Below are 24,506 nucleotides of genomic sequence, written 5' to 3'. Positions count from 1 at the left end.
GAAGATGAGCGGGAAATCAGCCTTCGAGGACAGCGAGGATTTCGCTCTCGCCCATTACCAGCAGTTCTTCGCCGTCGACTTTTACTGTGTTGCTGCCGGAGTAAGGGCCGAACACGACCTTGTCACCCACTTTCACGGCCAGCGCACGCACTTCACCGTTGTCCAGCACACGGCCGGTACCTACAGCGAGAACTTCACCGTGGTTGGCTTTCTCGGCAGCCGAACCTGGCAGGACAATACCGCCAAGGGATTTCTTCTCTTCTTCGCTGCGACGGATGACGACGCGGTCATGCAGAGGACGAAGCTTCATTGTCGATCTCTCCTAATTTTGGTTTTCATCGGCCGGTGTAATCCCGGCGGGTTTAACAAAAGCCGGCATAGCCGGGTGCGGTTCGTCAGTCGAACCGCGGAAGTCTGTCCGGTGTTGCCACCGGAAACCTTGCGGTGACCGATACATAAGGGCGTACAAGGGGATTACAAGGGCTGGATCGAAAAAATTTTCTTCATCGAGCCGAAGACGAACACGGCACCCGAAGGTGCCGTGCGCTGGGTTCTACTTGGAATCGCGGTGTTCGAATTCGCCTTCGATCACATCAGGTTCGCGGCCCAGGGGCTCTCGCGGCGCCGGACCACCGCGGGGCTGCAGGTCGTCGGCGAAAGCCCGCTGGCGCATCGCCTGTTCTTCGGCACGCTGGCGCATCTTGTTGGCCAGCAACCGACGGGGGAAAGGCAGCAACATGATCAGGCCCAACACATCGCTGATGAAACCAGGCAGGATCAGCAGACCGCCGCCCAGGGCCAGCATCAGGCCTTCGAGCATGGTCTGGGCAGGCAGTTCGCCGCGGCTCAGGCTTTCACGGGCACGCAAGGCCGTGGCGAGACCGGCGATGCGCAGCACGAACACGCCGAGCATCGAGCCGAGGATGACCAGCAACAGGGCCGGGAAAAACCCGATCGCACCGCTGACCTTGACGAATACGAACAGCTCCAACACTGGGAACAGCAGAAAGAGCAATAAAAAAGGGCGCATCAAATGGTTTCCTCAACGCAAGAATGCCTAGTGGCCTGTACGGTTGATTTGAGTGCACGAATTAGCCACACAGACCACTAGCTATGAAAACCTAAATGACGTCGCCCTTTCGTGAATTCAAGCGTCGGCCTCGGCATTTTTCGGCCATTCTTCGGCGTGGGCCAGATAAACCAAGGCTTCACGGACTTGTGTCGGCGTATTGCAGGGCGCCGGAAATGCCAGCCAATACAACCCCTGACCAATGCGCAGGTGCATGCCTTCGCTATCGATGCCCACCAGTTGCGCCGCTTCGGTCCTGGGCAAGTCGGCCAGATCGACGTAATGGGCGATGGCCTTGGCGTGATCCGCATTCATGTGCTCGATCATGCTCGCCTCGGCTTTGCCGGCAAAGGGATTGGCCAAGGTGATCTGATCGAACCAGTGAATGGCGCCAAAACCGCCGATGTAACGATGGCGCACCGGATCGAGCACCCAAAAATCGAAATCGTGGGCCTTGTGGTAGTTCTGTGATTCCGGGAAGTAGCGGTAATAACGCTCGGCCGCAGCGTCGATGGCGGCGCTGTCTTCAAGTTTGCGCGCCTCGGCCAGGTAGGTCAGGCGCCCCACGGCTTGCACGTCTTCGGCGCCTCGCTCCCCCACCAGCAGGGAACATTTGGGGTTCTTCTGCAGGTTATGGGTGTGCTGGGCGATGCGGCTGATCAGGATCAACGGCCGCCCCTGCTCGTCCAGGCAATATGGCACGACAGAGCCGAACGGGAATCCAGGCATGGATTTGGAATGGGTGGAGAGCATTCCACGGTATTCCTTGAGCAGTAATTCTCGGGCATGCTTGACAGCGTCAACGCTCAATTTATGACTCCTTCGATAAAATTCGTCTAAAAACGCTCAGACACCTGGACATAAGAATGCAACTCACTGACAAAGTAATCATTATCACCGGCGGTTGCCAGGGTCTGGGCCGCTCCATGGCAGAGTATTTCGCCGGCAAGGGCGCGAAGCTCGCCCTGGTGGACCTCAACCAGGAGAAACTCGACCAGGCCGTTGCCGCCTGCGTGGCCAAGGGCGTCGAAGCCCGGGCCTACCTGTGCAACGTGGCCAATGAAGAGCAAGTGAGCGACATGGTCGCCCGGGTCGCCGAGGATTTCGGTGCGATCCACGGGTTGATCAACAACGCCGGGATCCTGCGTGACGGCCTGCTGCTCAAGGTCAAGGACGGCGAAATGACCAAGATGAGCCTGGCCCAGTGGCAGGCCGTGATCGACGTCAACCTCACCGGTGTATTCCTGTGCACCCGTGAAGTGGCGGCGAAAATGGTCGAACTGAAGAACAGCGGCGCCATCATCAATATCTCGTCGATCTCCCGGGCCGGCAACATCGGCCAGACCAACTACTCGGCCGCCAAGGCCGGTGTGGCAGCCGCCACCGTGACCTGGGCCAAGGAACTGGCGCGCTACGGCATTCGTGTAGCCGGCATCGCACCGGGCTTTATCGAAACCGAGATGACCCAAAGCATGAAACCCGAGGCCCTGGAAAGAATGACGTCCGGGATTCCCCTCAAGCGTATGGGCCGGCCCGAAGAAATCGCTCATTCAGCGGCCTATATCTTCGAAAACGACTACTACACCGGACGAATCCTGGAGATGGATGGCGGGTTGCGGATGTAATACCGCCACAAAAACCAGTGTGGGAGCGGGCTTGCTCGCTCCCACACCGGCTCGCCTATTGTCAATCGTCGCTGACAGTGATGTTCGGCATCGCCGGTGCAGCGGCCTCCTGCAACACGATCCGTGCGCCCACATGACGGGCCAATTCCTGATAGACCATGGCGATCTGGCTGTCCGGCTCGGCGATCACCGTCGGCTTGCCGTCGTCGGCCTGCTCGCGGATCAGCATCGACAACGGAAGCGAAGCCAGCAATTCGACGCCGTACTGAGTCGCCAGCTTCTCCCCGCCGCCTTCGCCGAACAGATGTTCAGCGTGCCCACAGTTCGAACAGATGTGTACCGCCATGTTTTCCACCACGCCCAACACCGGGATGTTCACCTTGCGGAACATCTCCACACCCTTGCGAGCATCCAGCAGGGCCAGGTCCTGGGGAGTGGTGACGATCACTGCGCCGGCCACCGGGACTTTCTGCGCCAGGGTCAGTTGGATATCCCCAGTGCCGGGCGGCATGTCGATCACCAGGTAATCCAGGTCGCCCCAGGCGGTTTGCGTCACCAGTTGCAGCAAGGCGCCGGACACCATCGGCCCGCGCCAGACCATCGGCGTGTTGTCGTCGGTCAGGAAGGCCATGGACATGACCTCCACGCCATGGGACTGGATCGGCACGAACCATTTCTGGTCCTTGACCTGCGGCCGGGTGCCTTCGGCAATGCCAAACATGATGCCCTGGCTCGGACCGTAGATGTCCGCATCGAGCATCCCGACCTTGGCCCCTTCACGGGCCAGGGCCAGGGCCAGGTTGGCGGCGGTGGTGGACTTGCCCACGCCGCCCTTGCCCGAGGCCACGGCAATCACATTCTTGACGTTCGCCAACCCCGGCACCTGCGCCTGGGCCTTGTGGGGGACGATCACGCTGGTGACATCGACCTTGGCGGTGCTCACACCGTCCAGGGCCTCGATAGCCATTTGCAGCATCTGCGCCCAACCGCTCTTGAACAGATCGGCAGCGTAGCCGATTTCCAGCTGGACACTGACACGATCACCCTGGATGTCGATACCGCGCACGCATCCGGCGCTGACCGGGTCCTGGTTCAGGTAGGGGTCGGTGTATTGGCGAAGGACGGCTTCCACCGTTGCGCGATTGACGGCGCTCATGGGCAACTCCGATAGCAGGACTGGAAAAACAGGTCGCTATCCTAGACCCGATTACCGATTTGTGAATACTTTTGTGGTGAGGGATTTAGCGAAACGTCGCACCGCCCCGCTGGGGTGCGAAGCAGCCCCTTGAATCTGCCAACCCGGTGTGCCTGCCCATTCGAGTCGACTGACTTGGGGGCGCTTCGCACCCCGGCGGGGATAAATCCCCTCGCCACAGTTCACACTTTAGCCACCCCGAAACCGGCCCGAAGGATGAAAAAAAGCCGCCGCCGCTTTATAGTGGCCGACCTCCGTTTCATCAAGTAGCCGAGCCCCATGTCCGAGCCACGCAAGATCCTCGTCACCAGCGCCCTGCCCTACGCCAATGGTTCGATTCACCTCGGCCATATGCTGGAGTACATCCAGACCGATATGTGGGTGCGCTTCCAGAAACATCGCGGCAACCAATGCATTTATGTCTGCGCCGACGACGCCCACGGTTCGGCCATCATGTTGCGCGCGGAAAAGGAAGGCATCACCCCGGAGCAACTGATCGCCAACGTCCAGGCCGAACACAGCGCCGACTTTGCCGAATTCCTGGTGGACTTCGACAATTTCCACTCCACTCACGCCGAAGAAAACCGTGAGCTGTCGAGCCAGATCTACCTGAAGCTGCGTGACGCCGGGCACATTGCCACCCGTTCGATCACCCAGTATTTCGACCCCGAAAAGAAAATGTTCCTCGCCGACCGTTTCATCAAGGGCACCTGCCCGAAATGCGGCACCGAGGACCAGTACGGCGACAACTGCGAAAAATGCGGCGCGACCTACGCACCCACCGATCTGAAGGACCCGAAATCGGCGATCTCCGGCGCTACCCCGGTGCTCAAGGACTCCCAGCACTTCTTCTTCAAGCTGCCGGACTTCCAGCAGATGCTGCAGACCTGGACCCGCAGCGGCACCTTGCAGGACGCCGTCGCCAACAAGATCGCCGAATGGCTCGACGCTGGCCTGCAGCAGTGGGACATCTCCCGCGATGCGCCGTATTTCGGCTTCGAGATCCCCGACGAGCCGGGCAAATACTTCTACGTCTGGCTGGACGCGCCCATCGGTTACATGGCCAGCTTCAAGAACCTCTGCAACCGCACGCCGGAACTGGACTTCGACGCGTTCTGGGGCAAGGACTCCACCGCCGAGCTGTACCACTTCATTGGCAAGGACATCGTCAACTTCCACGCCCTGTTCTGGCCCGCAATGCTCGAAGGTGCCGGCTTCCGCAAGCCGACCGGCATCAATGTCCACGGCTACCTGACCGTCAACGGTCAGAAAATGTCCAAGTCCCGCGGCACATTCATCAAGGCCCGCACCTACCTTGATCACCTGTCGCCGGAATACCTGCGCTACTACTACGCGGCCAAGCTTGGCCGTGGCGTCGACGACCTGGACCTGAACCTCGAGGACTTCGTGCAGAAGGTCAACTCGGACCTGGTGGGCAAGGTCGTCAACATTGCCAGCCGTTGTGCCGGCTTTATCCACAAGGGCAACGCCGGTGTGCTGGTAGCGGGTAATGCGGCACCGGAACTGACCGACGCGTTCCTGGCCGCAGCACCAAGCATCGCCGAAGCCTACGAGTCCCGCGACTTTGCTCGTGCCATGCGCGAGACCATGGCCCTGGCCGACCGTGCCAATGCCTGGATCGCCGATAAGGCGCCGTGGTCGCTGAACAAACAGGAAGGCAAGCAGGACGAGGTCCAGGCGATCTGCGCACTGGGCGTCAACCTGTTCCGCCAACTGGTGATTTTCCTCAAGCCGGTGCTGCCGCTGCTGGCCGCCGATGCCGAGGCGTTCCTGAACGTCGCGCCGCTGACCTGGAACGATCACCAGACCCTGTTGAGCAACCATCAGTTGAACGAGTTCAAGCCACTGATGACCCGCATCGATGCCGCCAAGGTGCAAGCCATGACCGACGCCTCCAAGGAAGACCTGGCTGCCAGCCAGACCGACACCGGCGCTGCAACCGGCAACGGCGAACTGGTCAAGGACCCGCTGTCGCCAGAAATCGAGTTCGACGCGTTTGCCGCCGTTGACCTGCGCGTAGCGCTGATCGTCAAGGCCGAGGCCGTCGAGGGCGCCGACAAGCTGCTGCGCCTGACCCTGGACATCGGTGATGAGCAACGCAACGTGTTCTCCGGCATCAAGAGCGCCTACCCGGACCCGGCCAAGCTCGAAGGCCGGTTGACGATGATGATCGCCAACCTCAAGCCTCGCAAGATGCGCTTCGGCATCTCTGAAGGCATGGTGATGGCGGCGGGCCCAGGCGGAGAGGAAATCTATCTGCTGAGCCCCGACAGCGGCGCCAAGCCGGGTCAGCGGATCAAATAAGACGACTGCGCGCCGTACCGATCCCACAGACGCTGTGCCAGCGGCTGTGGGATTTTCATATCTGGCCTGCCGGATAATGCCTAATCTTGTAACAGGTCCTTTTGTCGCCTAATACATCATGTCCGACATCCTTCTCACATTGCTCGGCACTGCCCTGATCAACAACCTGGTGTTGCATTGGCCACTGGGCGTCGATTCGCTGTTGAAGGCAGGCGGAAGACGGCAGGTCCATGCCCTGGGCCTGGCCTCGACATGCCTGATGCTGATGGTCGGCACCCTGGGTTATCTGATCGACCACTGGTTGCTGATCCCGGCTAACCTGACATCGTTGCGCCTGTTCGCCTGGCTGCCCTTGAGCATCCTGCTGATCAGGCCTTTGCTGCGTCTGCTGGCGCGTTGGCAGCCAGCATTGCCATTCGAAGGGTTGTGGCCACTGTTGCTTGGCAATGCCGGCATACTGGGTGTCACACTGATCAATAGCCTGGACGACCAGGGGTTGGCCCACGCCATCGCCTTGAGCCTGGGTGCCGGGCTGGGCTTCTGGCTGGTGCTGAGCCTGTTCGACGATTTGCGCCAGCGCACGCTCGATAACGATATTCCCCTGCCCTTTCGAGGCCTGCCTGTTCAGTTGATTGCCGCCGGGTTGATGGCGGTGGCGTTCCTTGGATTACGCGGGCTGGTCAAAACATGAATCTGATTCAACGCATCGACGCCCTGTTACCGCAAACCCAATGCGGCAAGTGCGGTCATCCGGGGTGCAAGCCCTATGCAGAAGGCATCGCCAAGGGCGAGCCGATCAACAAGTGCCCACCCGGTGCAAGCGAAACCATCGCCGCCCTGGCCGACCTGTTGAAAATACCGATACTGGAGCTGGATACCAGCCGGGGCTCGGCCCCTGCGCAAATGGCCTTTATCCGTGAGGCCGAATGCATCGGCTGCACCAAGTGCATCCAGGCCTGCCCGGTGGACGCGATTGTCGGCGCGGCAAAGCTGATGCACACCGTCCTCATCGACGAATGCACGGGCTGTGATCTTTGCGTGGCCCCCTGCCCGGTCGACTGCATTGAAATGCGACCCTTGCCGATGACCACCGTGCTGCCGATTGTCGGAGGCCTGGCCTTCAGTCCCGAGGAACAACAGGCACGTACGGCCAAGCGCAACCATGCCCGACGGCGCTTCGAACAACGCAATGCGCGCTTGCATCGTGAAGAAGAACAGCGTCAGGCCCAGCGCCTGGCCCGAACCCAGCACGCCGCCAAAAGCCAAGCTCAACCCCAGGAGCTCGATCCGGTGCAAACCGCACTGGAGCGAGTACGCGCGCAAAAAGCCGCCAGTGCCGATGCCGCGCTTAAAAAGGCCAAGGTCGACCTGGCCATGAGCCGGGCACAATTGAACAAATCCTTGAAAGCATTCGGCCATCCGCCGACCTTTGAGCAGCAATCGCAATTGATTCTGCTGCAACGCCAATACGAAGCGGCGGAGCAGGCCTTGGCGCAGCTGGAAAACACCGCGCCGTCCATCGCACCCGCCCCCGCGCCGTCGCAGGACGCTGAATTGAAACGTGCGAAGATCCAGCTGGCGATGCGGCGCGCCGAACTCAGCAAAGCCCGGGCGGCGCAAGCCTCGGACGCAGAGGTACAGGCGTTGGAACAAGCGGTAAGAATCGCCGAACGTCAGGTCGACGCCCATGTCACTTCCTGAGGCCCCGGATGAGCGCCTACGGCAAGCGATGATGCGCGTGCTGTTGGCCACGTTGCCCGGCGTGCTGGCACTGATGTGGTTTTATGGCTGGGGCGTATTACTCAACCTGTTGCTGTCCGGGATCACCGCGTTGGCAGTCGAAGCACTGGTGCTGCGCTTGCGGCATCGACCGCTCAAACCCGAGCTGAACGACGGCAGCGCGCTGGTCAGCGCCACGTTGCTGGCCCTGGCGTTGCCGGCCTACTGTCCATGGTGGCTGACGGTTACTGCGGCCGCTTGCGCCTTGTTGTTCGGCAAGCATCTCTGGGGCGGCGTCGGAAACAATCCGTTCAACCCGGCCATGCTCGGTTACGCCCTGGTGCTGGTGGCGTTTCCCGCCCACATGAGCCAATGGCCGTTGCCCCACGGCGTCGGCTTGCTTGAAAGCCTGCAACAGGTGTCAGGCATTCATTCCACACCCGATGCCTGGGCCGGCGCGACAGCGCTGGACAGCCTGCGCATCAACAACAGCCTGACTATTGACGAGTTGTTCGCCAGCAATCCGGCGTTCGGACGTTTCGGCGGGCGCGGGGCCGAGTGGATCAACCTGGCGTTCCTGGCGGGCGGCCTGTTTCTGCTGCAGCAACGTGTATTCAGCTGGCACGCGCCGGTGGGGATGCTAGCCGGCCTGTTCACCATCAGCCTGTTGTGCTGGAACGGCTCCGGCTCGGACTCTCATGGTTCACCGCTGTTTCATCTGCTGACGGGGGCGACCCTGCTGGGAGCGTTTTTCATCGTGACCGAACCGGTTTCAGGGCCCAAGGCACCGCATGCGCGCCTGCTGTTCGGCGCAGGCGTGGGTTTGCTGGTCTACCTGATCCGTATCTGGGGCGGCTACCCGGACGGCGTAGCGTTTGCGGTGTTGTTGATGAACCTCGGGGTGCCGGCGCTGGAGCGTTTCGTCGAAGCCCGGCAAGGACGGCAAGCGCCATGAGAAACCCCGGCGGCCTCGCCCTCCTGGCGCTGTTGACCGCTCTGGGTCTCGGCGCCACTTATCTCACGCAAATCGGCACTGCCGAGCGTATTGAGGTCCAGCAACAGACCCTCGCGAACAGAACGCTGCTCGAGGTGTTGCCGACCAACCTTTACGACAACCAGCCATTGTCACAACCGGTTCTGACAGACCCGGTCCCACTGGCCCATAGCACCCTGCTGGACGGTTACCTCGCGACCCGTAACGGCCAGCCCGCTGCCGTGCTGTTACGCAGTCAGGCGTTGGGCTACGAAGGCAGCATCGAACTACTGATCGCCATCGACCCGTTGGGTCGCCTGCTGGGCGTGAAAACCCTGCGCCAGGCCGAAACGCCGGGCCTGGGCGCGGCAATTGCCGGTTGGCCGAACGCCTGGTTGCAGAGTTTCAACGGCAAATCCCGTGAGGCCCCCAGCGACAGCGGCTGGGCCTTGAAAAAGGACCAGGGGCAATTCGATCAACTGGCCGGCGCGACGGTGACATCCCGGGCAGTGCTCCAGGCCGTTCACGATGCGCTGCGCTATTTCGACGAACACAAGGCATCCTTGACCAGAGGCGTTGCCCATGAATAAACAGTCACTGACCCACGGCCTTCTGCTCGTGCCTTTGGTTGGCGCCAGCAATTCATTGGTCAATGCGCTGGGCCTATGGGTGGCGTGGACGTTGATCAGCGGCGGCCATGGCTTGGCGATGGGCCTTGTGCGGCCGCGCCTGAGCGCTCATCAGCGCTTACTGACGTCCATCGTCCTGGCCGCTACCTTGACCGCCTGCGCCAGCCTCGCCGCGCAGGCCTGGCTGCTGGAATGGTACCGGCCGCTGGACCTTTACGTCGGCTGGATAGCCTTGAGCTGTGTGGCGCTGGAACACGACCGCTCTTTCATCGAGTCACGCTGGCCAGGCTATATCATGCTGGCAGGGCTGTTCGGCCTGTTGATGATCGGCTTGGGCGCCCTGCGCGAACTGATCGGCAACGGCACGCCTCTGGCCGTGCTGGCCCCGGGAGGATTCCTGCTGCTCGGCCTGTTGCTGGCGGCGCACCAGGCTTGGAGGCCTGCCAAAACCCAATCAACTCTTGAGGAAACGCCGCGCCCATGAACGCCGCAAAACGCCTGGAAATATTTCGTCGCTTTCACGAAGACAACCCCGAACCGAAAACCGAGCTGGCCTATTCCTCACCGTTCGAGCTGTTGATCGCGGTGATCCTCTCGGCACAGTCCACCGATGTCGGCGTCAACAAAGCCACGGCCAAGCTGTTTCCGGTGGCCAACACTCCAGAGACGATCCATGCCTTGGGCGTCGAGGGGCTATCGGAGTACATCAAGACCATCGGCCTGTTCAACAGCAAGGCAAAAAACGTGATCGAAACCTGCCGCCTGCTGATCGAGCGCCATGGCAGCGTCGTTCCCCAGACCCGCGAAGCGCTGGAAGCCCTTCCCGGGGTTGGCCGCAAGACCGCCAACGTGGTGCTCAATACCGCATTCCGCCAGTTGACCATGGCAGTGGATACCCACATCTTCCGCGTCAGCAACCGGACCGGCCTGGCGCCGGGCAAGAACGTGGTGGAAGTGGAGAAGAAACTGATGAAGTTCGTACCCAAGGAGTATCTTCTCGACTCCCATCACTGGCTGATCCTGCATGGGCGCTACGTTTGCCTGGCTCGCAAGCCCCGCTGCGGCAGTTGCCGGATCGAAGACTTGTGCGAATACAAGGACAAGACCTCTGACGATTGAGGCGTTATTGCTTTTATCGATCCATCGATTGAAAAAATCTTTTTTACCCGCCCGTGGTTTATCGATATAAGGAGCCCCAAAGGCAGTCTTAGCCTGGAGTCGAACCCATGAGTACTGGCAAAGAACAATTGGATGTAGAAGACGATTTCATCGCTGTTGAAACCGAAGACACCGAACCGGTGGTGGAAGTGCCCAAGACCAATCTGAGCAAGCGCCGCACCATCGACAACCTGCTGGAAGAGCGTCGCCTGCAAAAGCAGCTGGCCGATTACGATTTTGACCTCTGACACGTAAAAGCCTCCCTGGTGGAGGCTTTTTACTGAGTACGCGTGACCGAGACCTCACACCAACCCGTTACGCTGCGCCAGTTCGATCAGGTCGACCAGCGAACGGGCATTGAGCTTCAACAACAAACGGGTCTTGTAAGTACTGACGGTCTTGTTGCTCAAAAACATCCCATCCGCAATTTCCTTGTTGGTTTTTCCGCGAGCCAGTTGCTGCAGTACCATCATTTCTCGTCCGGACAAGCGATCCACCATATCGGATTCGCTGGCATTGCCAAGACTCGAACGCACAGTGTGCAACGCCTGGTTGGGAAAGTAGCTGTAGCCGGAGAGGACTGCTTTTATTGCACTCAACAGTTCAGTGAGATCCTGTTGCTTGCAGACATATCCGGCCGCCCCCGTCTGCATGCATCGCATCGAAAAATGCCCGGGTGCCTGGGAAGTCAGTACCAACACTTTCAACGGCGAGGGGTTGGCAGTCAGACGCGCTATGACCTCCAGCCCATCCAGTTTCGGAATTCCAATATCCAGGATGACAATATCAGGCGCTTGTTCCCGGGCAAGTTGTAACGCATCGACGCCGTTATCCGTTTCGGCAATAACTTCATAACCATGACGCTCCATCAGTAAACGTACAGCAAGACGAATGACGGGATGATCATCGACGATCAGCACTTTATTCATGGGCAAATCCAACTTCGCTGTTCGAATTTTTAGAGCAGGCACAATAGCCTAGTCATTTCTACCTTGGCATGCCGCGCCCCCTGGCCGCCCACACCGAAAGACGCAACCTACAGGCAACACAGAAAATTCCTACAAATTCCCGTGGAAATAATGTGCCATGAATGGGTCAGCAGAACGCGGACTGCGCTTTCATGGCTCCCGCCGCTCTATGAATAGCGCGACTTTATCCTTGTGTAACCGTCCTTAGTACATATGCATAGAGACTCGGCCGCTCATGAAAAGTAACTGAATTATTTATCCATAAATGGCATTTTCTCCCACCCACCCCAGCAGAATTCATATAAAAGAACAGAACCCTCAAATAGCGATCACAACAAGACAGCCAGCCCCTTATACACTCAAACTCATTGAACCCTGCAATCCATTAAACCTTGCCCCACTTAAACTATCGAACTGGACCACGCATGAGCGTTTACCATGAACAAGCCGTTGAAAACCATTGCAAGCCCCCATGACTCTCATAGCCATATTCGCAACCTTATCCGAAACCTCCGCGGCGATTTCCTTGCCGTTCCTGGATGATCAGGATCGTAAATATTATTTGTGGTTCCTGATCAGCTTTCCTTTTTATCTCCTGCTTCTTTTTTTCGTCACGCTCAACTTCAACTATCGCTCGTTGTATTCCCCTTCAGACTTTCGCAAGAACAAACACTTCGTCAAGACCATGGATGACCCGACGTGCCGCGGTAAACGCGCGTTCCGTCATCCCTACAAGATAAAGAAATGGCGGGTGCGCCGTCAGCGGGCAAAGCACGACCCACAGCGTGTGATTCTTCTCGTGTGCTCCCCTTCGGAACGACTGATCGAAGTCAGTCGGGCAACAGGGTCAAAACAGGCTATGGAGCACGCAGAGATCGTCGTGTAGGTCATGTATAACCAACGACAGGACCGGCGTTGTGCCGGACGGATGAAGATCAGGAGAAAGCGCCACAGCAGAACGCAGCACAGGCAGGAAAAGCAAAAAAAACGGCCTGCTCAAGGCAGGCCGCTTTCACATCGGCAGGATCAGAACAGCTTGCGACCCTTGTTCGCCGCAATGCGCATGCGCAAGGCGTTGAGCTTGATGAACCCGGCCGCATCGGCCTGGTTGTAGGCGCCACCGTCTTCTTCGAAGGTCGCGATATTGGCATCGAACAGCGAATCGTCGGACTTGCGTCCGGTCACGATCACGTTGCCCTTGTACAGCTTCAGGCGTACGACACCGTTCACATTGACCTGGGAGGCGTCGATCATCTGTTGCAGCATCAGGCGCTCAGGGCTCCACCAGTAGCCGGTGTAGATCAGGCTGGCGTACTTGGGCATCAGCTCGTCCTTGAGGTGCGCCACTTCGCGGTCCAGCGTGATCGATTCGATTGCCCGGTGAGCGCGCAGCATGATGGTGCCGCCTGGGGTTTCATAGCAACCACGGGACTTCATGCCGACATAACGGTTCTCGACGATGTCCAGGCGACCGATGCCGTGTTCGCCACCAATGCGGTTCAGGGTCGCCAGCACGGTGGCCGGGCTCATTTCCACGCCGTCCAGTGCGACGATATCGCCGTTGCGATAGGTCAGCTCCAGGTATTGCGGGGTATCCGGGGCCTTTTCCGGGGAAACGGTCCAGCGCCACATGTCTTCTTCGTGCTCGGTCCAGGTGTCTTCCAGCACGCCACCTTCATAGGAGATGTGCAGCAGGTTGGCATCCATCGAGTACGGGGATTTCTTCTTGCCGTGACGCTCGATCGGGATCGCATGCTTCTCGGCGTAATCCATCAGTTTTTCGCGGGACAGCAAGTCCCATTCGCGCCACGGAGCAATGACTTTCACGCCGGGCTTGAGGGCATAGGCGCCCAGTTCGAAACGCACCTGGTCGTTGCCTTTGCCGGTAGCGCCATGGGAAATGGCGTCGGCGCCGGTTTCGTTGGCGATTTCGATCAGGCGCTTGGCAATCAGCGGACGGGCGATGGACGTACCGAGCAGGTATTCGCCTTCGTAAACGGTATTGGCACGGAACATCGGAAACACGAAGTCGCGGACGAACTCTTCGCGCAGGTCATCGATGTAGATCTCTTTGACGCCCATGGCCTGAGCCTTGGCGCGTGCAGGCTCGACTTCTTCGCCCTGCCCCAGGTCAGCGGTGAAGGTCACCACTTCGCAGTTATAAGTGTCCTGCAGCCACTTGAGGATCACCGAAGTGTCCAGGCCGCCGGAATACGCCAGAACGACCTTGTTTACGTCCGCCATGCCATCACTCCACGGGTTGTACGGAAAGCCGTGAAGTCTAACGTCCGGCGCAGATAATTTACAGAGGCGCGACAGCTTATGACGACGAAGCGACAGATTATGTCGACCGCGCGACGACAGCGCTTCAGGATGTCCGTGCGGTCGCAGCCGCGGCGGGCTTACCTGGAGCTGGAGCTGGAGCCGGTGCCTTGGCCGGAGCCGCAGCGGGGGCCGCCGGCTGCGGCGCCGGCGTTTCGGTGGGAGCAACGCGGGACAACTGCACCACGACCCGGCGGTTCCTGGCCCGATTGGCGGCGCTGGTGTTGGGCACCAGGGGATAACGCTCGCCATGGAAGCGCACGGTGATCTGCGACTCCTGGAAGCCATTGGCCTTGAAGAAATCCATGACCGCCAGCGCTCGGCGGCGCGACAGTTCACGATTGGTCAACCGGTTGCCACTATTATCGGAATGGCCATCGAGTTCGACGTGATTGACGCTCGGGTCAGCCTTGATGAAATCGAGCATCACCTGCAGTTGAGCCTTGGCCCGTGCATCGAGGTCGGTCCCTTCGCCAGGAAAGCCGATCTGGGTCTGCTTCACCTGCTCGAAGTTTTTTGGCAACAATTTCGCCACGCAGCCCTGGTAGTCACTGAACGCCTTGTTGAAGTGCACGGGCAGCAGCCGGACTTCCGACACATGCCCATCCCCGGTGTTGCGACGCACCACCGGGCTACGCCCCTCCATCAAACCGCTGATCAAGCGACCCGCCTGGATCTGGGAGCTGTCGAACAGCACATCGCCACTGCCGATCCTGACCGATCCCAGGTTGATGTCGCCCCGCCCCGGTTGCCACGGTGCAGCCGCCGCCAGCAGGGTAGCCGACCCGCCCCCCATCATCGGGTTATAGGCCTTGAGGCGGAATATGGCCTGCTCGCCCGCCCGACGCACGAATTCGCCGCTGCCGAAATCGGTGATCGGCTGGCTCAGCCGGCACTCGAACTTGTCGCCTTCAACCGTCCACTCAATGCTCTCCAGACGGGTCTGGAAAGTGAGCGCCATGGCAGGAAGGCTGGCAAACACACTGAGCAAGGCTAGATAACGCTGGCGCACGGGAGGCTCCACTGGCTTTTATACGAAATTCGATACTCGCTGAGAGTATGACGCCGGCCCGAGACACTGCACGGATTCGGTTCATACCTGAAGGGGCTATCGGTAACTTGCGGCAAAACTTGATAGCGGGTGCCTGTATCGGTCTTTTCCGGTAGCATTCCCCAGAGTTTGACCCGCCTGGAAGCCCCCCAATGTCCGACCGCCTGACCCTGCTGCGTCCCGACGACTGGCATATTCATCTTCGCGATGGTGCTGTGTTGACCCATACCGTCGCCGATGTCGCGCGCACCTTCGGGCGCGCAATCATCATGCCTAACCTGGTTCCCCCGGTGCGCAACGCCAGCGAGGCCGACGGCTATCGCCAGCGTATCCTTGCCGCCCGCCCGGCCGGCAGCCGCTTCGAACCGCTGATGGTGCTGTACCTCACCGACCGTACCCAGCCCGAAGAAATCCGCGATGCCAAGGCCAGCGGCTTCGTCCATGCCGCCAAGCTGTACCCTGCCGGCGCCACGACGAACTCGGACTCCGGTGTCACCAGCATCGACAAGATATTTCCGGCGCTTGAGGCCATGGCCGAAGTCGGCATGCCCTTGCTGATCCACGGTGAAGTCACCCGCGGCGACGTCGACGTATTCGACCGCGAGAAGATCTTCATCGACGAGCACATGCGCCGCGTCGTGGAGCGCTTCCCGACACTCAAGGTCGTGTTCGAACACATCACCACCGGCGACGCCGTGCAGTTCGTCAACGAGGCCCCGGCCAACGTTGGCGCAACCATCACCGCGCATCACCTGCTGTACAACCGCAACCACATGCTGGTGGGCGGGATCCGGCCGCATTTCTATTGCCTGCCGATCCTCAAGCGCAACACACACCAGGAAGCCCTGCTCGACGCCGCCACCAGCGGCAGCGCCAAGTTTTTCCTCGGCACGGACTCGGCGCCCCACGCCCGCCATGCCAAGGAAGTAGCCTGCGGTTGCGCCGGTTGCTATACCGCCTATGCCGCCATCGAGATGTACGCCGAGGCATTCGAACAACGCAATGCGCTGGACAAGCTCGAAGGCTTCGCCAGCCTCCATGGCCCACGCTTCTATGGCCTGCCGGTGAACACCGATCGTATTACCCTGGTCCGCGACGAATGGACCGCCCCCGCCAGCCTGCCCTTCGGCGAGCAGACTGTCATCCCGCTGCGCGCCGGTGAAAAACTGCGCTGGCGCCTGCTGGAGGAAAGCGCGTGAGTGAAGAACATTTCGATGACGAACTGGACGGCAACGGCGGTTCAAGCGGCCCTCGCCACCCCATGGCTGCGCGGTTCCGCGGTTACCTGCCGGTCGTGGTCGACGTAGAGACTGGCGGTTTCAACTCTGCCACCGATGCGTTGCTGGAAATTGCCGCGACCACCATCGGCATGGACGAAAAAGGCTTTGTGTTCCCCGACCACACCTATTTCTTTCGCGTAGAACCCTTCGAAGGCGCCAACATCGAAGCCGCGGCCCTGGAATTTACCGGGATCAAACTCGATCACCCATTGCGCATGGCCGTCAGCGAAGAAACGGCTCTGACCGATATCTTCCGCGGCGTGCGCAAGGCGCTGAAGGCCAACGGTTGCAAACGCGCAATCCTGGTCGGCCATAACAGCAGCTTCGACCTCGGTTTCCTCAACGCGGCCGTCGCGCGCCTGGACATGAAGCGCAACCCGTTCCACCCGTTCTCCAGCTTCGATACCGCAACCCTGGCCGGCCTTGCGTATGGCCAGACCGTGCTGGCCAAGGCCTGCCAGGCTGCCGACATCGACTTCGACGGCCGCGAAGCCCACTCGGCCCGCTACGACACCGAGAAGACCGCCGAGCTGTTTTGCGGGATCGTCAATCGCTGGAAGGAGATGGGTGGCTGGCAGGATTTCGACGATTGAAATAGGCCCCTGTGGCGAGGGATGTATCTGTGGCGAGGGGATTTATCCCCTCACCACAAGTACTGCGTTTCAGTTTGAAACGCCCATAAAAAAACCGGCCCATCGAGAGCCGGTTTTTTTATGCCTAGTTCGCTTACAGTTTGTCGCTGTGCTCGCCCAGGTAAGCGGCAACGCCTTCAGGCGAGGCGGTCATACCCTTGTCGCCTTTTTTCCAGTTGGCAGGGCAGACTTCGCCGTGCTCTTCGTGGAATTGCAGGGCGTCGACCAGGCGGATCAGCTCTTCCATGTTACGACCCAGTGGCAGGTCGTTGACGATCTGCGAACGGACCACGCCTTTGTCGTCGATCAGGAATGCACCACGGAATGCCACGCCGCCTTCGGACTCGACGTCATAGGCTTTGGCGATTTCGTGCTTCATGTCGGCAGCCATGGTGTATTTCACCTGGCCGATACCGCCATTGTTGATCGGCGTGTTGCGCCAGGCGTTGTGGGTGAAGTGGGAGTCGATGGAAACGGCAACCACTTCAACGTTACGAGCCTTGAAGTCGTCCATGCGGTGGTCCAGAGCGATCAGCTCGGACGGGCAGACGAAGGTGAAGTCCAGCGGATAGAAGAACACCAGGCCGTATTTGCCTTTGATGGCCGAGGACAGGGTGAAGCTGTCGACGATTTCGCCGTTGCCAAGAACGGCAGGAACGGTGAAGTCAGGGGCTTGCTTGCCTACGAGTACGCTCATTGGATATCTCCTGGTGTAATAACGTGAAAAACTAAGATTCGCGTCAGCCTGTCACCCTCCGGCGACAACCCTGTGACACGAACCCGCTTCGCAAGGACCGACCATCATACACCGGGCATTTGGGCTGTCCTCAACGGTTTTTTGGCGTTATCGAAAAATCGCCAGAGTGCCACTAAAAAACCGTTCGTCAGCCCGAGGCTGCTCCAGCCCAGACACTTCAGAAACCACTTTGACAATCATTCTCGTTAACATTAAGATCTGTCTCAATTGAGTCACAACCAGCGACGGTTCTCACTTATGTATGTATGCCTCTGCACTGGCGTCACTGACGGGCAAATCCGCGAAGCGATCTATGAAGGTTGCTGCAGCTATCGTGAAGTCCGCCAGGCTACCGGCGTAGCCAGCCAATGCGGCAAATGCGCCTGCCTGGCCAAGGAAGTGGTGCGTGAAACCCTCGCCAAAGCGCAAACGGCCCAGGCGTCGATCCCCTTCCCCGTGGAATTCAGCGCCGCTTAATAACCAGCTTTTCAAAAGAACCGGACTCAGTGTCCGGTTTTTTTATGCCTGTAAATCAATTGCTTAGCTTCAAGACGCGGAACACAAACATTCTTATTCCGATTAATTTTCATTTATTATTCAATAACTTAGGTTTGACACCCGTCAGTACGCGGCTCAAACTCTGCCCCATATACAGCTACTACAGGGCAGGCCTCACCATGAAAGGCGACGTTACAGTCATCCAGCATCTCAACAAGATCCTCGCCAATGAACTGGTCGCAATCAACCAGTACTTCCTGCACGCACGCATGTACGAAGACTGGGGCCTGAACAAGCTGGGCAAGCACGAGTACCACGAGTCCATCGACGAGATGAAACACGCGGATAAACTGATCAAGCGCATCCTGTTCCTCGAAGGCCTGCCGAACGTCCAGGACCTGGGCAAACTGCACATCGGCGAACACACCCGGGAAATGCTCGAGTGCGACCTGCGTATCGAACGCACCGGCCACACCGATCTGAAGGCCGCCATTGCCCACTGCGAAAGCGTTGGCGACTTCGGCAGCCGTGAACTGCTGGAAGACATCCTCGAGTCCGAGGAAGAGCACATCGACTGGCTGGAAACCCAACTGGGCCTGATCGACAAAGTCGGTCTCGAGAACTACCTGCAATCGCAGATGGGCGAAGAATAATTTCGCCGAAGAGGAGCCACTAAAAAGCCCCGCCCTCTGACGAGAGGCGGGGCTTTTTATTGCCTGGCGACCCAGGCAGCACCGAATATCTACTGTGGGAGCGAGCCTGCTCGCGATTGCGGTGTATCAGCCGCCATCACTGTATCTGACCCGCCGCAATCGCGAGCAGGCTCGCTCCCACAAGATCCCTGTTCAACCACAGCGTGTGTGGCGAACATGAGGATCAGGCTTCGGTCTTGCTCTCTGCCGCTTTTACGACGGCATTCTTGATCGTGGTTTGCAGCGAGCCGTCAGCGGCCATCTCGGTCATGATGTCGCTACCACCGATCAGCTCACCACCCACCCACAGTTGCGGGAAGGTTGGCCAGTTGGCGTACTTCGGCAGGTTGGCACGGATTTCCGGGTTCTGCAGGATGTCCACGTAGGCGAACTTCTCGCCACATGCCATCACCGCCTGAGCGGCCTTGGCCGAGAAACCGCACTGCGGCGCATTCGGCGAGCCTTTCATGTAGAGCAGGACGGTGTTGTTGGCAATCTGGTCTTTGATCGTTTCGATGATATCCATGGAGCACCTCGGCTTAAACTTCGCGACTCAAGTCGTCGACACGGTGGCGCATTGTAACGGAAAGCCGAGCAAGGTGCTCGGTCTCCTCCAGAGACAAATTCACGCAGCCGCCACCGTCACCGGCACGCCATTGAGCGCCGCATTGCCGGACAACTCGTCCAGCTGCCGCTCATCGGTCAGGTCATTGGCGCTGGAGCCCGGCTGTTCGCTGGCAATGCCCATCTGCACACCCGGCCGGGCATGCCCCCAACCGTGGGGCAGGCTGACCACGCCTTTCATCATGTCCGGGCTGCCCTGCACTTCGACTTCGATCACCCCCACCCGTGAACTGACCTTTACTCGTTGCCCATCGCTCAGGCCACGACTGGCCAGGTCATCCGGGTGCATCAGCAATTGGTGACGCGGCTTGCCCTTCACCAGTCGATGGAAGTTATGCATCCAGGAATTGTTACTGCGCACATGCCGACGGCCAATCATCAGCAGCTCATCCGACTTGGGTGCAGGCGACGTGGAGAAACGCCCGATGTCGGCGAGAATCACCGCGGGGGCGGCTTGTATCCTTTGGTTTTCGGTCTTCAGCCGCGGTGCCAGGTTAGGCTTGAGCGCTCCCAGGTCGAGGCCATGGGGATGGTCAAACAGCGTCGCCAGGGACAGCTTGTGCGGCGAGGCATCCCCGTAAGCGCCCGCCCGCAAGCCAACGTCGATCATCTGCGCAGGTGGCATGGTCGGCTTGAGCTCCTTGCCGGTCCTCGCGGCGAAGGCCTTGGCCAGGCCGACGAAAATCTCCCAATCGTGCAGTGCGCCCTCGGGCTTGGGCAGGATGGCCCGGTTGAAACGGGTTACGTTGCGCACCGCGAACAGGTTGAACGTGGTGTCGTAATGGTCATTTTCCAGGGCGGAGGTCGAGGGCAGGATCAGGTCGGCGTAGCGTGTGGTTTCATTGATATACAGATCGACGCTGACCATGAACTCCAGCCCATCCAGTGCCTGCTCCAATTGCCGTCCGTTGGGCGTCGACAGCACCGGATTGCCGGCCACGGTGACCAATGCCCGGATCTGGCCTTCGCCCTCGGTGAGCATTTCCTCGGCCAGGGTCGACACCGGCAGTTCGCCGGCGTACTCGGGCCGCCCGGATACACGGCTTTGCCAGCGGTTGAAATGCCCGCCCGAGGTACTGGCGACCAGATCCACCGCCGGTTCGGTGCACAACGCCCCGCCAACCCGGTCCAGGTTGCCGGTCATGAGGTTGATTACTTGGATCAGCCAATGGCACAGCGTGCCGAAAGCCTGGGTCGATACCCCCATCCGTCCATAGCAGACTGCCGACGATGCGGCCGCGAAGTCCCGCGCCAACTGACGAATCTGCAAGGCAGGCACCCCACAGAGCGGGCTCATCGCCTCGGCGGTGAAGGTTGCGACAGCCTGGCGCACGTCCTCAAGGCCATCCACCGGCAGGTGACTGTCACGGGTCAGGCCTTCACTGAACAACGTGTTGAGCAGGCCGAACAGCAGCGCGGCGTCACCACCGGGACGCACGAAGAGATGCTGGCTTGCCATGGCCGCCGTTTCGCTGCGACGCGGATCGACCACCACTACTTTGCCGCCGCGGGCCTGTATCGCCTTGAGGCGCTTTTCGACGTCCGGCACGGTCATGATGCTGCCATTGGACGCCAACGGGTTGCCGCCCAGGATCAACATGAAGTCGGTGTGGTCGATGTCCGGTATCGGCAACAGCAAGCCGTGGCCGTACATCAGGTGGCTGGTCAGGTGATGGGGCAACTGGTCCACCGACGTCGCCGAGAAACGGCTACGGGTCTTCAGCAAGCCCAGGAAATAGTTGCTGTGGGTCGTCAGCCCATAGTTATGCACGCTGGGGTTGCCCTGATAGACCGCCACCGCATTCTGGCCGTGGCGCTCCTGAATGGCCGCCAGGCGTTCAGCGACCAATGCGAACGCTTCATCCCAGGCGATGGGCTGCCATTCGCTGCCAATTCGCTGCATGGGTTGACGCAAGCGATCCGGGTCGTTCTGGATATCCTGCAGGGCCACCGCCTTGGGGCAGATGTGGCCACGGCTGAAGCTGTCCAACGGATCGCCCTTGATCGAGGTGATCGCCAGGCCCTGGCCTTCGGTTTCGGTGGTTTCCAGGGTCAAGCCACAGATGGCTTCACACAGATGGCACGCACGGTGATGAAGAGTCTTGGTCATGGCCAGTCTCTGTTTTATTCGTGGCGGGCACTTTCGGCCGCGGGAACAAAACTATGGCGTGTGATCCACGTCTTTGCCAGCGAGGTTCGTCCTGTGAATTGCCGGGCATCAGGCGTACCGATGAAGTGGCATCACTGCTCGGGAGGGGGCGCCAACAGCTGGATCTCTTCGACGGTTTGCACCTGTTCCTGAGCGATGGGCGTGCCCGTCAATTCACCGATCAATCGCCAATGCTCATCGAGCCCGCCGCTGATGGTGGCCATGCGATCGATCATTCGGCGACCGGCCGCCTTGATGACTTCATCGTCGCTGCGCAACAACTCGAATGACATGGACGTCACCGAAGCGGTGAGGTGAGTCAGGGAGCGTGCCGTCAGCCCCAGCAGCTCCATCAGTTGTTGCTCTTTCGAATCCATTTCGAGGCTCCTGCGTCTAGGGATTCATTTATAACCCAGCCCCTTGCATTAGGAAATGCTTCACACTCGTCAACAGACAGGCGAATCATGAAATGACAAGTTACAAACCGACCACTGCAATGCCAGGCCCGTCCTGGCTGGTTGCCAAGCTGCGCAACGCCAGTGTACAAATGGGTCGCTGCTGTCAGGAAACCGGCTTCAAACATGTCATCCAGCCTAGTGGCCTGCGTGGCTGATTCAAGTTCAGACCGCTAGTGATGACCCCGCTGAAATCCCCAAACACCGTAGCCCTATTGGTAAGACGCGACATTTAATGTCAATATCGCGCCTTCCCCTATTTTCGTCGCCCCGTGCGGCTTTTGCCGCAGGTCTCGCCCGTTTTTCCTTAAACAAGGCTTTGAGCATCTGCGGTCCGTTACAAAAAGGTAGTCAATCATGAGCGCAAGGCACTTTCTCTCCCTGATGGATCTCACGCCCGATGAGTTGCTCGGCGTGATCCGTCGAGGCGTGGAGCTCAAAGACCTGCGTAACCGCGGCGTACTGTTCGAGCCCCTGAAGAACCGCGTACTGGGAATGATTTTCGAGAAATCATCGACCCGTACCCGTATTTCGTTCGAAGCCGGCATGATCCAGCTCGGCGGCCAGGCGATCTTCCTATCGCCCCGCGACACCCAGCTGGGCCGAGGCGAACCAATCGCTGACTGCGCCATCGTCATGTCAAGCATGCTCGACGTGATGATGATCCGTACCTTTGCCCACAGCACCCTGACCGAATTCGCCGCCCACTCCCGTGTGCCGGTGATCAATGGCCTGTCCGATGACCTGCACCCCTGCCAGTTGCTGGCCGACATGCAGACGTTCCTTGAACACCGTGGCTCGATACAGGGCAAGACCGTGGCCTGGATCGGCGACGGCAACAACATGTGCAACAGCTATATAGAAGCTGCGATGCAATTCGACTTCCAGTTGCGCATCGCCTGCCCCGAGGGCTACGACCCCAACGCCGAACTGGTCGCCAAGGCCGGAGACCGGGTGGCCATCGTCCGCGATCCGAAGCTGGCCGTGGCCGGCGCGCATCTGGTGAGCACGGACGTCTGGACCTCCATGGGCCAGGAAGAGGAAACGGCCAAGCGCCTCAAGCTGTTCGCACCGCTTCAGGTCAACCGGGCCCTGCTCGACCTGGCGGATGCCGACGTGCTGTTCATGCATTGCCTGCCGGCCCACCGTGGCGAGGAGATCAGCTTCGACCTGCTGGACGACCCGCGCTCGGTCGCCTGGGATCAGGCCGAGAATCGTCTCCATGCGCAGAAGGCCCTGCTCGAGTTCCTTGTCGAGCCGGCGTATCACCACGCATGAGTCATTCCCTGCTGTTGAGTCTGCACAACCTGGCTTGTGGTTACTTGGACCAGCGGGTGGTGCAGAATCTCAACCTGCACCTCAATGCCGGCGATATCGGCTGCCTGCTCGGCTCATCCGGGTGCGGCAAAACCACGACACTGCGGGCCATTGCCGGCTTCGAGCCGGTATACGAAGGTGAAATCCAGCTGGCCGGGGAAACCCTTTCCCGCGCCGGCTTCACCTTGGCCCCGGAAAAACGCCGTATCGGCATGGTATTCCAGGACTACGCGCTGTTTCCCCACCTGAGTGTGGCCGAGAACATCGCCTTCGGCATCCGCAAGCATCCGGACAAGGATCGCGTGGTGGAGGAAATGCTGGAGCTGGTCAACCTGAAGAACCTGGGCAAACGCTTTCCCCACGAACTGTCCGGCGGCCAGCAACAGCGTGTGGCACTGGCCCGTGCACTGGCACCGGAGCCCCAACTGCTGTTGCTCGACGAACCGTTCTCCAACCTCGACGGAGAGCTGCGTCGCAAGCTCAGTCATGAGGTGCGGGACATCCTCAAGGCGCGCGGCACCAGTGCAATTCTGGTCACCCATGACCAGGAAGAAGCCTTCGCCGTGAGCGACCATGTCGGCGTGTTCAAGGACGGTCGGCTGGAACAGTGGGACACACCCTACAACCTGTACCACGAACCGCTGACGCCCTTCGTCGCCAGTTTCATCGGCCAGGGCTATTTCATCCGTGGCCGGCTCGAAAGCCCGGAGTCGGTGCAGACCGAGCTGGGAATCCTGCGCGGCAACCGGGCTTATACCTGGCCCGTCGGCGGCGCGGTGGATGTGCTGTTGCGGCCTGACGATATCGTCTACGCACCGGACAGCCCTCTCACCGCTCAAATTGTCGGCAAAACGTTCCTGGGTGCTTCGACCTTGTACCGCCTTCAATTGCCAACGGGGGCGCAGCTGGAGTCGATCTTCCCGAGCCATGCCGATCATCAGGTCGGCGCCACTGTCGGTATCCGCGTTTCGGCTGAACACCTGGTGCTGTTCCAGGCCTCGGGAAGCACGGCCGCGCACATACCCCCGGTGGAAAGCGGAGTGCGGCGGTACAGCGCGGCTCATTGAGCCTTGGGGCAAAATATTTCCC

At 59.8% G+C, this 24,506-nt stretch carries 27 protein-coding genes and 1 pseudogene; 17 read left to right on the top strand and 11 right to left on the bottom strand.

All coding sequences use genetic code 11. The annotated features are described in order from the left end of the window. Nucleotides 1-16: 16 nt before the first annotated feature. The 3 genes from AD665_RS13065 to AD665_RS13055 form a co-directional block, all read right to left on the bottom strand. The gene (locus AD665_RS13065; protein ID WP_024779525.1) at nt 17-310 is read right to left on the bottom strand and encodes a co-chaperone GroES; all 294 of its coding nucleotides are present in this window, start codon (nt 308-310) and stop codon (nt 17-19) included. A gap of 243 nt (nt 311-553) precedes the next feature. After that, nucleotides 554-1,030 carry an FxsA family protein gene (locus AD665_RS13060; RefSeq protein ID WP_053192367.1) on the bottom strand — a complete coding sequence of 159 codons (477 nt, stop codon included), beginning with the start codon at nt 1,028-1,030 and terminating at the stop codon, nt 554-556. 117 nt (nt 1,031-1,147) lie between these two features. Next, nucleotides 1,148-1,879, bottom strand: a complete 732-nt coding sequence (locus AD665_RS13055) for a HugZ family pyridoxamine 5'-phosphate oxidase (protein ID WP_024779523.1) — start codon at nt 1,877-1,879, stop codon at nt 1,148-1,150. Between the two features lie 56 nt (nt 1,880-1,935). On the opposite strand from AD665_RS13055, the gene AD665_RS13050 reads away from it, so the two are divergent. After that, nucleotides 1,936-2,694, top strand: a complete 759-nt coding sequence (locus AD665_RS13050) for an SDR family oxidoreductase (protein WP_024779522.1) — start codon at nt 1,936-1,938, stop codon at nt 2,692-2,694. Nucleotides 2,695-2,755: 61 nt separating this feature from the next. On the opposite strand, the gene apbC is transcribed toward AD665_RS13050, so the two are convergent. Continuing rightward, nucleotides 2,756-3,850, bottom strand: a complete 1,095-nt coding sequence (gene apbC / locus AD665_RS13045) for an iron-sulfur cluster carrier protein ApbC (protein WP_024779521.1) — start codon at nt 3,848-3,850, stop codon at nt 2,756-2,758. A 318-nt stretch (nt 3,851-4,168) separates the two neighbouring features. On the opposite strand from apbC, the gene metG reads away from it, so the two are divergent. From metG to AD665_RS13005, 8 genes are all read left to right on the top strand, one after another. Continuing rightward, nucleotides 4,169-6,214, top strand: coding sequence for a methionine--tRNA ligase (metG, locus tag AD665_RS13040; protein ID WP_024779520.1), 2,046 nt, complete (start codon nt 4,169-4,171; stop codon nt 6,212-6,214). A gap of 118 nt (nt 6,215-6,332) precedes the next feature. After that, nucleotides 6,333-6,905, top strand: coding sequence for an Rnf-Nqr domain containing protein (locus tag AD665_RS13035; protein WP_024779519.1), 573 nt, complete (start codon nt 6,333-6,335; stop codon nt 6,903-6,905). Then, complete coding sequence (gene rsxB, locus AD665_RS13030) at nt 6,902-7,915, top strand: electron transport complex subunit RsxB (protein ID WP_053192365.1); 1,014 nt, start codon at nt 6,902-6,904, stop codon at nt 7,913-7,915. Before AD665_RS13035 ends, rsxB begins: the two co-directional genes overlap by 4 nt. Next, entirely contained in the window at nt 7,902-8,888 is a 987-nt protein-coding gene (locus AD665_RS13025) for an RnfABCDGE type electron transport complex subunit D (RefSeq protein ID WP_024779517.1), read from the top strand. Before rsxB ends, AD665_RS13025 begins: the two co-directional genes overlap by 14 nt. After that, the gene (locus AD665_RS13020) at nt 8,885-9,496 is read left to right on the top strand and encodes an RnfABCDGE type electron transport complex subunit G (RefSeq protein ID WP_024779516.1); all 612 of its coding nucleotides are present in this window, start codon (nt 8,885-8,887) and stop codon (nt 9,494-9,496) included. Before AD665_RS13025 ends, AD665_RS13020 begins: the two co-directional genes overlap by 4 nt. After that, nucleotides 9,489-10,019 (top strand): Rnf-Nqr domain containing protein, encoded by a 531-nt coding sequence (locus tag AD665_RS13015; RefSeq protein WP_024779515.1) that lies wholly within the window; start codon nt 9,489-9,491, stop codon nt 10,017-10,019. The genes AD665_RS13020 and AD665_RS13015 overlap by 8 nt, the downstream gene beginning before the upstream one ends. Next, on the top strand, nt 10,016-10,654 hold the full coding sequence (gene nth, locus AD665_RS13010; RefSeq protein WP_024779514.1) for an endonuclease III: 639 nt from the start codon (nt 10,016-10,018) through the stop codon (nt 10,652-10,654). The genes AD665_RS13015 and nth overlap by 4 nt, the downstream gene beginning before the upstream one ends. Before the next feature lie 107 nt (nt 10,655-10,761). Next, the gene (locus AD665_RS13005; protein WP_024779513.1) at nt 10,762-10,941 is read left to right on the top strand and encodes a PA3496 family putative envelope integrity protein; all 180 of its coding nucleotides are present in this window, start codon (nt 10,762-10,764) and stop codon (nt 10,939-10,941) included. A gap of 54 nt (nt 10,942-10,995) precedes the next feature. Here AD665_RS13005 and AD665_RS13000 read toward each other — a convergent pair whose 3' ends face one another. Next, nucleotides 10,996-11,622, bottom strand: a complete 627-nt coding sequence (locus AD665_RS13000; RefSeq protein WP_024779512.1) for a response regulator transcription factor — start codon at nt 11,620-11,622, stop codon at nt 10,996-10,998. Between the two features lie 511 nt (nt 11,623-12,133). Between AD665_RS13000 and AD665_RS27590 the strand changes: the two are divergent. Further along, nucleotides 12,134-12,355 (top strand): annotated as a pseudogene (locus tag AD665_RS27590) (hypothetical protein); the annotation flags it as partial. Between the two features lie 332 nt (nt 12,356-12,687). Here the strand turns inward: AD665_RS27590 and AD665_RS12990 are convergent. Both AD665_RS12990 and AD665_RS12985 read right to left on the bottom strand, forming a co-directional pair. Then, on the bottom strand, nt 12,688-13,905 hold the full coding sequence (locus AD665_RS12990; protein WP_024779511.1) for an argininosuccinate synthase: 1,218 nt from the start codon (nt 13,903-13,905) through the stop codon (nt 12,688-12,690). Nucleotides 13,906-14,029: 124 nt separating this feature from the next. Beyond that, complete coding sequence (locus AD665_RS12985) at nt 14,030-14,995, bottom strand: flagellar protein MotY (RefSeq protein ID WP_053192363.1); 966 nt, start codon at nt 14,993-14,995, stop codon at nt 14,030-14,032. A gap of 191 nt (nt 14,996-15,186) precedes the next feature. Here AD665_RS12985 and pyrC point away from each other — a divergent pair, with 191 nt between their 5' ends. Together pyrC and rnt are read left to right on the top strand one after the other, a co-directional pair. Further along, nucleotides 15,187-16,233, top strand: a complete 1,047-nt coding sequence (pyrC, locus tag AD665_RS12980) for a dihydroorotase (RefSeq protein ID WP_024779509.1) — start codon at nt 15,187-15,189, stop codon at nt 16,231-16,233. After that, nucleotides 16,230-16,907 carry a ribonuclease T gene (rnt, locus tag AD665_RS12975; protein WP_024779508.1) on the top strand — a complete coding sequence of 226 codons (678 nt, stop codon included), beginning with the start codon at nt 16,230-16,232 and terminating at the stop codon, nt 16,905-16,907. The genes pyrC and rnt overlap by 4 nt, the downstream gene beginning before the upstream one ends. Nucleotides 16,908-17,040: 133 nt before the next feature. Here rnt and AD665_RS12970 read toward each other — a convergent pair whose 3' ends face one another. Then, nucleotides 17,041-17,643, bottom strand: a complete 603-nt coding sequence (locus tag AD665_RS12970; protein ID WP_024779507.1) for a peroxiredoxin — start codon at nt 17,641-17,643, stop codon at nt 17,041-17,043. 297 nt (nt 17,644-17,940) lie between these two features. Here AD665_RS12970 and AD665_RS12965 point away from each other — a divergent pair, with 297 nt between their 5' ends. Both AD665_RS12965 and bfr read left to right on the top strand, forming a co-directional pair. Next, a complete protein-coding gene (locus tag AD665_RS12965) occupies nt 17,941-18,159 on the top strand; it encodes a bacterioferritin-associated ferredoxin (RefSeq protein WP_024779506.1) in 219 nt (72 codons plus the stop codon). 200 nt (nt 18,160-18,359) lie between these two features. After that, nucleotides 18,360-18,833 carry a bacterioferritin gene (gene bfr, locus AD665_RS12960; protein WP_024779505.1) on the top strand — a complete coding sequence of 158 codons (474 nt, stop codon included), beginning with the start codon at nt 18,360-18,362 and terminating at the stop codon, nt 18,831-18,833. Nucleotides 18,834-19,056: 223 nt separating this feature from the next. Here the strand turns inward: bfr and grxD are convergent, their stop codons facing one another. From grxD to AD665_RS12945, 3 genes are all read right to left on the bottom strand, one after another. Continuing rightward, nucleotides 19,057-19,398, bottom strand: a complete 342-nt coding sequence (gene grxD, locus AD665_RS12955) for a Grx4 family monothiol glutaredoxin (RefSeq protein ID WP_024779504.1) — start codon at nt 19,396-19,398, stop codon at nt 19,057-19,059. Nucleotides 19,399-19,497: 99 nt separating this feature from the next. Then, nucleotides 19,498-21,606 (bottom strand): molybdopterin oxidoreductase family protein, encoded by a 2,109-nt coding sequence (locus AD665_RS12950; protein WP_053192361.1) that lies wholly within the window; start codon nt 21,604-21,606, stop codon nt 19,498-19,500. A gap of 131 nt (nt 21,607-21,737) precedes the next feature. Further along, nucleotides 21,738-22,022 carry a hypothetical protein gene (locus AD665_RS12945; RefSeq protein ID WP_024779502.1) on the bottom strand — a complete coding sequence of 95 codons (285 nt, stop codon included), beginning with the start codon at nt 22,020-22,022 and terminating at the stop codon, nt 21,738-21,740. Nucleotides 22,023-22,114: 92 nt separating this feature from the next. Here AD665_RS12945 and AD665_RS27385 point away from each other — a divergent pair, with 92 nt between their 5' ends. From AD665_RS27385 to AD665_RS12935, 3 genes are all read left to right on the top strand, one after another. Continuing rightward, complete coding sequence (locus tag AD665_RS27385) at nt 22,115-22,258, top strand: hypothetical protein (protein WP_155254752.1); 144 nt, start codon at nt 22,115-22,117, stop codon at nt 22,256-22,258. A 199-nt stretch (nt 22,259-22,457) separates the two neighbouring features. Continuing rightward, nucleotides 22,458-23,378: an ornithine carbamoyltransferase gene (gene argF, locus AD665_RS12940; protein ID WP_024779501.1), complete on the top strand. Its 921-nt coding sequence runs from the start codon at nt 22,458-22,460 to the stop codon at nt 23,376-23,378. After that, nucleotides 23,375-24,484 (top strand): ABC transporter ATP-binding protein, encoded by a 1,110-nt coding sequence (locus tag AD665_RS12935; protein ID WP_024779500.1) that lies wholly within the window; start codon nt 23,375-23,377, stop codon nt 24,482-24,484. Before argF ends, AD665_RS12935 begins: the two co-directional genes overlap by 4 nt. The last annotated feature ends 22 nt before the right edge of the window (nt 24,485-24,506 follow it).

The organism is Pseudomonas corrugata, assembly GCF_001269905.1.
Classification (GTDB): Bacteria; Pseudomonadota; Gammaproteobacteria; order Pseudomonadales; family Pseudomonadaceae; genus Aquipseudomonas; species Aquipseudomonas corrugata.
The sequence above is the reverse complement of the archived record's forward strand: the minus strand, read 5'-3'. Positions and strand labels throughout refer to the sequence as shown.